The organism is Proteus columbae (assembly GCF_002777965.1).
Taxonomy (GTDB): Bacteria; Pseudomonadota; Gammaproteobacteria; order Enterobacterales; family Enterobacteriaceae; genus Proteus; species Proteus columbae.
In genome coordinates this window covers 64629-77023 of the sequence record NZ_NGVR01000025.1, presented here as the reverse complement: position 1 = coordinate 77023, position 12395 = coordinate 64629, and the positions used below count along the sequence as shown (strand labels likewise).

The window sequence follows — 12395 nt, the reverse complement described above, 5'->3', positions numbered from 1 at the left end:
GAAAAAGCCGAACTTCTTCATTGAAAGCGAAAGAAACGTTGTGTCTTAGTATTCAGCCGTTATGATAAGTTCATATTTCACTTAAGTTTAAACAGGATAGAAAGATGAAAAAATTACTTTTTACGGCCATAACCTTAAGCTTACTTGCAACTAATGCTTATGCAGATAGATCAGCCAATGGCTGTGAGATAAAAAAGCAGAATATCCAAAAACAGATGGAATATGCAAAAGCACATGGAAATCAATATCGTATCCAAGGCTTGGAACGAGCATTACAAAATGTTGAACGCTATTGCACACCTGAAAAAGTGGTTGAAAACACACGCCTTGAATTACGTGAAAAACAACTTGATGTTAAAGAGCGTGAGCTAGAATTAAAAGAAGCACAACTTAAAGGCGATGCAGATAAAATTGCTAAACAAGAAAGAAAGCTAGCTGAAGAAAAAGCCGATTTAAAAGCAATTGAAGAAGAATTAAATCTACTAACAAAGTAGTTATCATCAGTAATTAATGTCTACTCCTTATTTGACTGTGAAATGCCTAATAAAACAATAAGTGAGTAGCCATTCTCTTATTAAACTAAATTTAATTTTAGAATTGGGCTGTGTTGTTTTTTTTATCCTTTATTTCGTACAAGATTATCTACGCCTTTTGATAGAGCATCATCTACACTTAAGCCAGAACAAACAAATACATCTCCTAAATCAGTGGCTAATTACAATAAGCATAAGGTGTGTAATAGAAATTAAGCTATGATATTTTTGAGTGAAAACTATAGTAGTGACACTCAGTTATTAAAAATGGACAGATCTAATTAAAGAGGATATATGTCAGAAGAGCAGCAACCCAAAACAGAGAACGAAAAAACTCAACTGACTCAGCCGCTCAAAAAAGGGCTGGAAAAAGGGATCCATGGCGGAAAAAAGGCCATCGGTATTGGGATAAAAATCAGTAACTTTATTACTAACATTCCTTTTATTGCACATCTTATTCGCACTGCCGAACGCTTTACTGACAGAATGGGAAATCAGTTTGGTGCCGCTATTACTTATTTTTCATTTTTATCATTAATCCCTGTATTAATGCTTTCCTTTGCTTGTGCGGGTTTCGTTTTAGCCTCAAATCCAGATTTGCTCGCTAAATTAATTACAGGTGTCGCAAATAGCATCGACGACCCAACGCTTGCATCCACCGTTCAACAAAGTATTGATACCGCAGTTCGCCAGCGTACAACCGTTGGTTTAACCGGTTTAGCAATTGCACTTTATTCTGGTGTTAATTGGGTAGGTAACTTACGCCAAGCCATTTTGGCTCAATCACGCCCCGTTTGGGAAAGAAATAAAGAAGAGCAAGAGAAAATCTATTTTCGCTACTTTCGTGACTTTTTGGCGCTAATTGGCTTACTTTTTGCGTTAATTGTCACTATTACACTAACTTCTGTTGCCGGTTCAGCCCAAAGAATGATTGTTCACACATTGGGATTAGATGGTATTGAATGGCTAACGCCAGCATGGACAACAATCGGCTTAACTATTTCCATTACTGCAAACTATTTACTTTTTTTATGGATATTGTGGATCTTACCTCGCCATCAGCCAAAACGAATTTCGCTTATTAAAGGTACACTTATCGCTGCCATTGGTTTTGAAATATTGAAATCTGTTATGACATGGATGCTACCCAAAATCGCAAGCTCACCTTCAGGTGCCGCATTTGGTTCAGTGATAGGTTTAATGGCTTTCTTCTACTTTTTTGCCCGATTGACACTTTTTTGTGCCGCGTGGATCGCCACTGATGGCCCAAATATGCGCAAAGAACAGTTGGCTGAAACGCAATCAACATCTTAACTTTATGATAAAACTATATGGTTAATTCCCTGCATTAACCGCCTATAAATAACGTAATAAGGAAAAACAATGCCATACGTTAATATTAAAATTACACGCGAAGGTGCAACTCCAGAGCAAAAAGAGCAACTCATTGCGGGAGCAACACAACTTTTGGTTGATGTATTAGGTAAAAACCCAGCAACCACCGTTGTGGTAATTGATGAAGTTGAAACGGATAACTGGGGAATAGGCGGTAAAACAGTAACGGAATTACGAGCAGCAACAAAAAGTAAATAAAGAATTTCTGCAATATAAATAAAGGGTGCCAAGTACACCCTTTTTGCTGATTTATTTTCCTGACAGATAAGGAAGTAACTATGGTTCAATCAATGACTGATGCTTTTCATGCCTTACCTTCAGCAAGTGCTATCTATATTACAGGTGCAGGCATTCAGTACCCTTTTGGTATGGCGCACGGATTTGCCGATGAAAGTACCCAGAAAAAATTAACTGTAGATACGCCTTTTCGAATCGCTAGTAATACAAAAACCTTTCTCGCAGCCGCTTTTTTACGTTTATGGGAACAAGATGCTCTATCCCTTGATGATGATATAACTAAATATTTAAGTGCTAATTATCAACAGACATTATTAGAGCTAGGGTATGATCTTAAGACTATTACACTGCGCCATTTATTAAGCCATAGCAGTGGGTTATTCGATCATGCAAATGAAGCTTACCTTGAAGATGTTATTAAAGATCCCTCTCATAAATGGACGCGAGAAGAGCAAATAGCGCGCTATGCTCAGCAAGGCTTTCCCATTATTCCGGCTGGAAAACGCTTCATTTATTCAGATACAGGATATATTTTGTTAGGTGATATCCTTTCTCAGTTTATGAGAAAAAATATGGCCACCGCTGTTCGTGATTTATTGCATTTTCAAGACTTAGATTTACCACAAACGTGGTGGGAAGATTTAGAACTACAACCTAAGCATCCTAAAGCGCGTGCTAGACAATTTACAGGTGAGCATGAAGGTACTCATATTGATGCTTCAATGGATGCTTTTGGCGGTGGCGGGCTTGTGATGACAACCCTTGAGTTAGCTAAATTTACAGCTGACCTTTTCGAAGATAGAGTTTATTTGCATCCATCAACCTTAAAAGAAATGAAATGGCAAGGCTCACATACAGGTGCTGCAAATTATCGTTTAGGTTTAATGGCCGAAGAAACTGACCTAGGCACACTTTACTATCATCTTGGTTATTGGGGTTCAGTAGCTTATTACTTACCTGAAAAACAGATTGCTATTGCCGGTTTTACAACCCAAAGAAATAACCGTGAAGATTTGATAGCCATTATTAAAGAAGCATTTAAACGCCTTTAAAAAGCAAAAAGCCAAAAATGTATCAATAACACTTTTGGCTTTTGGTTTATTTTATGGCAGATATATTGCCAATATCTGCCTATCTCTATTTTATTACGATTTCTTTGCCGGTGTTGCTGCTGGAGTTGTTACCGCAGGGGGTTCAACTGTTTTATTTGGTGTAGCATTAGTTGCAACAGGCGCAGATTGTATTGCCGTTTCTGGATGAACTTGTTTTTCAAATTGAATACGTAATTCACCTAGATTTACAGTTGGCGTTTCACCGCTTTGCGTTAATACAAAAGTAATATCTTCAGATAAAACTCTTGAAAGCTCCTGATTTAATGTCTCTTTTGTTAAACCAGCTAAAAATGCTTGGCGTAAACGTTGATATTGTTCAGGTGGAATATCAATGATATTGCTTTGTTGTGATAACAAACGCTGATTAATTAAAATAGCCGTACTGGTTTTTGCATAGCGCGCAAACAACTGAGTTAATTGAAGTTGTTTCTCTTGTTGTAGCTCTTGGTATAACTCATCGCTAATACCTTGGTTACGCAAACGACCTAATTCTTCTCCCACCCATGATGCTAAGGCAGGAATGTGCGCGGTTGCAGTATCAATATTTAAAGAACAACTTGCACGCTGATATTGTACCCGGCAATCAATGTTAATTTGAGTACTGTCGTTTTCCTTACGTTGTTCAAGGCTACGACCTAAATGCACAAAAATCACTTCACGAGCTAAATCACTTAACCAATATTTGTTTAACGTGTCAGAGTCTTTTACTGGCGACCAGTCTAAATCCCAAATTAAAGCAATTTGGTCTTTTGCACGCATAGGCTCTTGCACATATAACGTTTCAGGTTTCATATCGGCAAGAACAGGCACTGGAACTGGTGTTACACGCTTTCCTGATAGAGGTGAAAAGGCCTGATTAATACTTTCAGTCAATACTCGATTATCAACATTACCTGCAACATAAAGTGTCATCATATCTGGGGTATACCAACGTTGTTGGTAATCTGACAACTCTTTAGTATTTACAGATTGATTAACAGGTTTGCCCGGATTGTGGCCTTTCAAATTAGAACCTTCAAGGCGTGAGCGCCAGATAGGATCTTCAATATTAAGAGGAAACGTTGCAACAGGAAGTGGGGATTGAACTGCGTTACGAACCGCATCTTCAGTATATTGTGCCGGTTTAGCAATACCTGCTAATAATGCAAAAGCATCTTTTAACAACTCAGGCTGGTTATTCGGTAAACTTAGATTATAAACAGTAAAATCGTATGAAACGATCATTGGCGGCAACGGATAGTCAGGATCTAACGCATTTTTCCATAGATTATCGCGTTTCTCCGGCGTTAAACCTGTATTTTCCAAAACGTTGAGTTTGGATACTAAGGATGAAAAACCCGTTTCACTGCTTTTTTCTGATAAAGAGCCCGTATTGACTAATAAACGGATCTGTATTCTATCATTTGGGCGTTGCGGTGTTTGTAAGATTTGCCACTGAAAACCATTTGCTAGTCGCCCTTCTTGCCAAGCAGGGTCAGGCTGTAAAGCCTCCGCTTGAACTTGGCAAATAACAGCGCCGAACATAACGCTTCCCAATAAAATTCGTGTCATTACACCCTGCATGTGAACCTCTGTTGTATTAATCCTTGGTATTAAACCACTTATGAGGTTTAACAATAAGTGCCAAAAGACATGTTAGATGTTGGATGTCTATTTTTTGTATTATCATTCTTTATCACCACAGAAACATGAAATGAAATCACTATAGTGATTAGACTCATTATGGCGTAAGAAGGTTCAGACCTTCGGCAAATTTTGATCAGATTTTTGATGATTATATCCTTTAACCAGCAAACCAATCTCATCATCACAATGTGATTTTGGACAAGATAACGCTGAAACTTGGCTATCTTTATTGAGGGTAACGGCGATTTGGCGTAAAGGTTTTACAACAATACGATTAATACACCAACTAATAGCAACCGTCAGAATAAGCCCCATCAACAGATATGTTGTTAGCATCAAGGCAACAGTATTACTGGCAAAACGATAAAAACGATTTGTGTCAGCCTGTAAAATAAGATGACCACTATAGGACTTATCATCTGTTGAAGTAATACCTAATGGCTGTAAAGGAATAACAGCTTCAACGGGAATACCAAAAAGCCAACTTGAGAATTCAGAGACTTCTTTCTTCGGTGCAAAATCTAAACTCATCACTTGTACATTTTCGGGTTGCATGACAATCGCTTTTCCCAAAATCCCCGTCGCTTTTAGTGTAACAATCTGTTGTTTAGCATCGTTCAAATCTGATCGTAACAATGCATCAGCGAGTGGTTGCTGGATACTTACACCGGCATTAAAAAGCTGATTTTGATAATCTTCACGGCGTTGATCTATCAAATAAACAAGTTGAATACTGATAAAAATAGCAATAGTCACCAACGTAACGCCCGCGACAGCGGCCATCTGTTTTATTGTTAATGAATGTTTAAGATGAGGTTTCATCGTTGCTATTTCCAATATACATGTCTGAACAGAGTGATTATACTGTATTTTTGTGATTATGTATCACTCTCAATAAAGAAAATAACGTTATAAAAAGCGCCTTTCCATTAAAATGAAAGTAGATAAATATATAATTATTGTTATTTGAGTATAGTTATAAGATAAAAATAGTAAAATAAAAATAAAATCTTACTTTCTCTTAGTTATTTACAACAAATCTACTTTATTTTAATGAAAAGATACAATTCACTAAAAAACACTAGAACACATAAAATTAAACGCTATTAAACCCTTACTTCCAAGTTAAAATGCAATGCTAAGAGCCGTATATTCCTTAATAGAAAATATTATTTCCCTTTAATATCATTGAAGTTTATATTTTAAAAAATTCATATAAATATAATATTTGATATCTATAAAATCATTATTAGATTATTTAGTTAAGATTAATTAAATATTATTAATGAAAAAATAAGAACAATATAAATCAGTATATTGTTCTTATTTAATGAGAGAAATTTATTTTATTTAAACTGTCGCGTTATCTTGCTCCACCGCAAAACAAGCAATAAGCTGGCCATTATACTCTTTTAATGTTGGCTGTAATTGACTGCATGGACCAAATGCACGATGACAACGAGCTGCGAAAGCACAACCCGGTGGTGGATTTAATGGGCTTGGCAATTCTCCCGTTAATTTAATACGCTCTCGTCTTAATTCCGGCATTAATCTTGGTGTCGCTGATAATAATGCCTGCGTATAAGGATGTTGTGGATTTTCAAAAATTTGAGCTTTTGTTCCTTTTTCTACACAACGCCCTAAATACATGACAATTACTTCATCTGCAATATGCTCGACAACCGAAAGATCATGAGAAATAAAAACATAAGAAAGTCCCATATCTTGTTGTAGATCCATCATTAAATTCAGTACTTGGGCTCGAACTGATACATCCAGCGCAGAAACAGGTTCATCAGCGACCACAATGTCTGGATCAAGCATTAAGCCACGCGCAATAGCAATACGCTGACGTTGACCACCAGAAAACATATGTGGGTATCGGCTATAATGTTCTGTTTTTAATCCAACTTTAGCCATCATTGATAATACTTTTTCTTTACGCTCAGAGGCATTCAGTGTTGTATTAATCAATAAAGGCTCTTCTAAAATTTGCCCCACTTTTTTACGCGGGTTCAATGATCCATAAGGATTTTGAAACACAATTTGGATCTTTTGGCGACGCAGCTTCTCAGCCGATTTATCTTTAATTAACAGATTTTGCCCTCGATAAGAAAGCTCGCCTGAAGTAGGGACCTCAATCATCGTCAATAATCGACCTAATGTGGATTTACCACATCCTGATTCACCAACAATAGCCAAAGTTTTACCACGTTCTAATTCAAAAGAAACACCATCAAGGGCTTTAACTGTTCTCTCTTTTGAGAAAAACCCGCCTTTTACGCTGTAATATTTCGCTAAATTAACCGCTTTTAATAAGGGAGTTGATACATTTGGATTAACTTCAGCCATGGGTAGGTTCCCCTGCGTTATCTAACGGTGTATGACATTTCACACGGTGCGTTCCTAATTCTTTTAATTCAGGCTCAATCTTATAACATTCATCATGAGCATATGGGCAACGTGGATTGAGTAAGCAACCTGTTGGTCGATCATAGCGTCCCGGTACAACGCCCGGTAACGATGCTAATCGCGCTTTATTACTCGCAAACTCAGGGAGTGCTCTTAATAATGCTTGAGTATAAGGATGTCGAGGCGCTTTAAAAATTTCAGATGCTTTTCCGGATTCCACCACTTGCCCCGCATACATCACAATAATGGTGTCGGCAGCTTCTGCCACTAACGCTAGATCGTGAGTGATTAACACTAACGCCATATTTTCTTGTTTTTGTAAATCGAGTAGAAGCTCTATGATTTGAGCCTGAATAGTCACATCTAGTGCTGTGGTTGGTTCATCTGCAATCAATAACTTAGGGCGACAAGCGATCGCCATTGCGATCATCACACGCTGACTCATTCCCCCTGAAAGCTGGTGTGGATAGACATCTAAGCGAGAAGCTGGATCAGGAATACCCACCAGCGTTAAAAGATCGATAGCACGCTGTTTACGTGTTTTACGACTTCCTCCCTGATGGACTTTTAACGCTTCCATAATTTGATAGCCAATCGTAAAGCAAGGATTCAAGCTTGTCATTGGATCTTGGAAAATCATCGCAACATCGGCACCGACTAAATTGCGTCGCTCTGATTCGGAGATTTTCATCAAATCTCTACCATCAAAATAGAGCTCTTGTGCGCTTACTCGCCCAGGAAAATCAATAAGCCCCATAATCGCCAGTGAGCTGACTGATTTACCTGAACCTGATTCCCCTACAATACCGACAACTTGTCCTTCTTCAACTTGATAACTAATTCGGTCTACCGCTTTAAACGGAGTATCTTCATCACCAAAGTGAACAGATAGTTGATTAATATTTAGTAATGCCATGTTCTTACTCCGTTACTGCTTTAATTTCGGATCAAGCGCATCTCGTAAACCATCACCCATTAAGTTAAAGGCTAATACGGTAAACAAAATCGCCAGACCAGGAAACGTCACAACCCACCATGCACTTTGTGTAAACTGCAACACATCAGATAACATGGTTCCCCATTCAGGTGTTGGTGGTTGCGCGCCCATGCCCAAAAAGCCCAATGCCGCCATATCTAAGATTGCATTAGAAAAACCTAAAGAGGCTTGAACAATTAAAGGTGCAAGGCAGTTAGGTAAGATATTGATAAACATCTGACGCAGTGAACCCGCGCCCGCAACACGAGAGGCAATTACATAATCGCGATTAACTTCAATTAAAACCGCGGCACGAGTCAGTCGAACATAATGTGGTAAAGCAACAAAAGTTAACGCAATAGAAGCATTAACAATAGAGGGGCCAAAAATAGCGACCAAGACTAACGCCAATAATAAACTTGGTAATGCCAGCATGATATCAACGACACGCATAATGCCGATATCCACAAGACCGCCGAAATAACCCGCTGCCAACCCTAGAATAATTCCTAAGATAAGTGATAGTACAACAACAATACAGCCCACCAACAATGAAAGGCGAGCACCAAACATTAAGCGCGAAAGAATATCGCGACCAACATCATCAGTACCTAGAATAAATTGCCAGCTTCCCCCTTCTTGCCAAACAGGAGGCGCCAATAAGAAATCACGAAATTGCTCATTAGGGGCATGAGGTGCAAGAAAACCTGCCAGTAATGCGATAAGCAACATAATTACAATATAGATTAACCCAACAACGGCACCTTTATTTTGTTTAAAGTAGTGCCAAAATTCTTGGAAGGGTGTCATGGGAGCCGGTGCACTGATGACCGGTGTTACTTTATTTTCAGTCATTATGCATTCCTTATTTTTTATGGCGAATACGCGGATTCACAATGCCATAAAGAACATCAACCAACAGATTGACAAAGATAATCATCGTTGCAATTAAAAGCACACCACCTTGAACAACTGGATAATCGCGTCGCTGTAAGGCATCAATCAACCAGCGTCCTAATCCCGGCCATGAGAAAATAGTTTCTGTTAAGATTGCGCCAGCCAGCATTGTTCCAACTTGTAATCCAATAACGGTGACAACAGGTAACATTGCATTGCGTAATGCGTGGATAAGAATGACACGAGCACGGCTTAAACCTTTTGCTCTAGCAGTACGAATATAATCTTCGCCTAATACTTCAAGCATCGAAGAACGCGTCATACGCACGATAACAGCTAAAGGAATGGTTCCTAATACTATGGCAGGTAAAATGATGTGATGAACTGCATCTAAGAAATCCCCTTCCTCACCCCAAATAAAGGTATCAATTAGCATAAATCCAGTGAGTGGATTGCTGTCATCTAAAAAGACACTATCAGCGAGACGCCCAGAGACAGGGGTTAGGTCTAATTTTACAGACACTAGCATGATTAACATGATCCCCCACCAGAAAATTGGCATAGAGTAACCTGCTAATGACACACTAATCGCGGTGTGATCAAAGATAGAGCCACGTTTTACCGCAGCCAAAACACCAACGGGGATCCCAACCGAAACCGCAAAAATCATGGCGCAAACGCCAAGTTCTAAAGTAGCTTTAAAGCGAGGTAAAAATTCATCCCATACAGGAATGCGGCTTTTTAATGAGATACCTAAATCACCATGTAAAATGCCATTTAGGTAATTGATATATTGTTGCCATAAAGGCTTATCCAGCCCTAACTCAGCCATTAAATAAGCATGTCGTTCTGGAGAAAGTCCACGTTCACCCGCCATGATCATTACCGGATCGCCGGGAATAAGATGAACAAAAATAAACGTCAGTAATGTAATTCCGATAAACGTAGGGATCACAAGTCCCAAACGTTGAAGGATAAATTGCAGCATATCCTAATTCTCTTTTCAAACATCAGCTAAAAGATAGCGCTGATAAATCAGGGGAAAGTCCCCTGCGCCCACAGTGTACTGAATGTATTCGTTATTATTGAATAGCGGTGTCTTTCATAAAGAAAGACACCGTACTTAAGGCAACCCAACGATTAGGTATTGCTATTATTTAAGAGAGACATTCTCGAAGTGATGTTTGCCTAATGGATCAACCACGTAGTTTTCTACTTTTTTACTCACTGGCTCATAAACCGTCGAGTGAGCAATAATCAGAGCCGGTGCTTGATCATGCATAACAACTTGAGCTTGTTTGTAAAGTTCAACACGCTTTTCGTGATCAGCGGCTACTCGTGCAGGCTGGATCAGATCTTCAAATGGCTTATAGCACCATTTTGAATAGTTTGATCCTTGCTCTTTTGCCGCACAACTAAATAGCGTAGCGAAGAAGTTATCTGGATCCCCATTATCACCTGTCCAACCCATCATGACAGCTTGGTGTTCGCCAGACTTAGCACGCTTGAGATACTCGCCCCACTCGTAACTCACAATTTTGGTTTTAACACCAATTTTTTCCCAATCCGCTTGTACCATTTCAGCCATACGGCGGGCATTTGGGTTATAAGGACGCTGTACCGGCATTGCCCATAAGTCGATAGTAAAACCATCGGCAAGACCAGCTTCTTTTAGCAGTGCTTTCGCTTTTTCAGGGTTATATTCATAATCGACGATATCATCGTTATAACCCCACATTGTAGGAGGAATAAGGTTTTTCGCCTTCTGACCTGCACCTTGATAAACCGCTTCAATAATGGCGTCTTTATTCACCGCCATACTTAATGCTTGGCGAACTTTTTGGTTATCCAGTGGTTTTTTCTCAACGTTAAAAGAGATATAACCCACGTTTAGTCCAGGTTGTTCTAACAGATTGATATCGCTATTTTGCTTCATCTTCGCAATATCAGCAGGATTTGGGAAAGGCATTGCCTGACACTCGCCTTTTTGCAGTTTTGCATATCGTACAGAGGCATCAGGTGTAATAGAAAAGACTAAACGGTCAATATCTGGTTTTTTACCCCAATATTGGTCGTTGGCTTTATAAAGAATACGAGAATCTTTTTGATATTGCTGTAATTGAAAAGGCCCTGTACCAATAGGATCGAGATCCACTTTCTCAGGTGTACCTGCTTTCATCATATTATCTGCATATTCAGCAGATAATATAGATGCAAAGTCCATTGCCATATCAGCAATAAAAGGCGCTTCTGAGCGAGTTAAAACAAAACGAACGGTATGATCATCAACTTTCTCGATTTTCTCGATCATGTTGTTCATATCCATGCCGGAGAAGTATTCATAACTTCCACCAGAGACTTTATGATAAGGATGTTTTGGATCCATTTGACGCATAAACGTATACATCACGTCATCCGCATTAAATTCACGCGTTGGCTTAAAGGTTTTACTACTATGCCAATTCACGCCTTTACGCAAATGGAAGGTATACACTTTGCCATCATCGCTCACATCCCAGCTTTCAGCTAAGCCCGGAATAATTTCTGTTGTACCCAGTTTAAATTCAACTAAACGGTCATAGATAGGCACTGAACTTGCGTCATAAGTTGTTCCAGAGGTAAATAACTGAGGGTTAAATCCTTCAGGTGAACCTTCAGAGCAATACACCAATGTTTTTGCCTGTACACCCGCAGAAACAGCTAATGCGAGCAATCCAATTGTAGCGGTCAAAATTCCTGTCTGTTTTTTGGAGCTTTTCATCATTACTCTCCGAAATTGTTCTGTTGTGTTTTGGTTTCCTGTTTAAAAACGGAATACCTTTTTATTTTGTCATTGTTCAATTAACCAACTGTATTCCCTTACGTCAATAAGGTGTTAGAAGGTAAAAAGAACAAGTTATAAACACAAATGAAACGAATATCGAACAAACTCAGAATAAAAAAATAAGTCTCTGGCTAATATCTAGTCAATAAAACCACACATTAAGAAATCCTTAAGTGAAATGACTATTTTAAAAAAAGCCATAATTTGTGATTAACCGCTTAAATTTTGAACGAATATTTTGAAATGAAACAAAGAACTTGGTGCTTTATTCTGTTATGGAAGAAAAATAATCACCTTGCTAGAGGATCCTGATTTCAGTTTTAATCAGGCAAATAGAGTGAAAAGTGTCAATTTTTGGCTCTTAACAAATCAGTTAACTAGAT

At 38.6% G+C, this 12395-nt stretch carries 11 protein-coding genes; 4 read left to right on the top strand and 7 right to left on the bottom strand.

What is annotated here, in order from left to right; all coding sequences use genetic code 11:
* Positions 1-104 precede the first annotated feature (104 nt).
* From CBE70_RS13185 to CBE70_RS13170, 4 genes are all read left to right on the top strand, one after another.
* Complete coding sequence (locus CBE70_RS13185; RefSeq protein WP_100159706.1) at positions 105-494, top strand: DUF1090 domain-containing protein; 390 nt, start codon at positions 105-107, stop codon at positions 492-494.
* A 333-nt stretch (positions 495-827) separates the two neighbouring features.
* Positions 828-1847: an inner membrane protein YhjD gene (gene yhjD, locus CBE70_RS13180; RefSeq protein ID WP_100159705.1), complete on the top strand. Its 1020-nt coding sequence runs from the start codon at positions 828-830 to the stop codon at positions 1845-1847.
* Positions 1848-1916: 69 nt separating this feature from the next.
* Entirely contained in the window at positions 1917-2126 is a 210-nt protein-coding gene (locus tag CBE70_RS13175) for a 2-hydroxymuconate tautomerase family protein (protein WP_100159704.1), read from the top strand.
* 80 nt (positions 2127-2206) lie between these two features.
* A complete protein-coding gene (locus CBE70_RS13170) occupies positions 2207-3217 on the top strand; it encodes a serine hydrolase domain-containing protein (protein ID WP_100159703.1) in 1011 nt (336 codons plus the stop codon).
* Positions 3218-3310: 93 nt separating this feature from the next.
* On the opposite strand, the gene CBE70_RS13165 is transcribed toward CBE70_RS13170, so the two are convergent.
* From CBE70_RS13165 to dppA, 7 genes are all read right to left on the bottom strand, one after another.
* Positions 3311-4840: an insulinase family protein gene (locus CBE70_RS13165; protein WP_232797397.1), complete on the bottom strand. Its 1530-nt coding sequence runs from the start codon at positions 4838-4840 to the stop codon at positions 3311-3313.
* 174 nt (positions 4841-5014) lie between these two features.
* Positions 5015-5725, bottom strand: coding sequence for a HAMP domain-containing protein (locus tag CBE70_RS13160; RefSeq protein WP_100159702.1), 711 nt, complete (start codon positions 5723-5725; stop codon positions 5015-5017).
* Positions 5726-6253: 528 nt separating this feature from the next.
* Positions 6254-7255, bottom strand: a complete 1002-nt coding sequence (gene dppF / locus CBE70_RS13155) for a dipeptide ABC transporter ATP-binding subunit DppF (protein WP_100159701.1) — start codon at positions 7253-7255, stop codon at positions 6254-6256.
* Entirely contained in the window at positions 7248-8231 is a 984-nt protein-coding gene (gene dppD / locus CBE70_RS13150; protein ID WP_100159700.1) for a dipeptide ABC transporter ATP-binding protein, read from the bottom strand. The genes dppF and dppD overlap by 8 nt, the downstream gene beginning before the upstream one ends.
* Positions 8232-8243: 12 nt before the next feature.
* Complete coding sequence (gene dppC, locus CBE70_RS13145) at positions 8244-9146, bottom strand: dipeptide ABC transporter permease DppC (protein WP_069369576.1); 903 nt, start codon at positions 9144-9146, stop codon at positions 8244-8246.
* A 10-nt stretch (positions 9147-9156) separates the two neighbouring features.
* Positions 9157-10176 carry a dipeptide ABC transporter permease DppB gene (gene dppB / locus CBE70_RS13140; protein WP_100159699.1) on the bottom strand — a complete coding sequence of 340 codons (1020 nt, stop codon included), beginning with the start codon at positions 10174-10176 and terminating at the stop codon, positions 9157-9159.
* A gap of 165 nt (positions 10177-10341) precedes the next feature.
* Positions 10342-11949, bottom strand: a complete 1608-nt coding sequence (dppA, locus tag CBE70_RS13135) for a dipeptide ABC transporter periplasmic-binding protein DppA (RefSeq protein ID WP_100159698.1) — start codon at positions 11947-11949, stop codon at positions 10342-10344.
* Between the last annotated feature and the right edge of the window lie 446 nt (positions 11950-12395).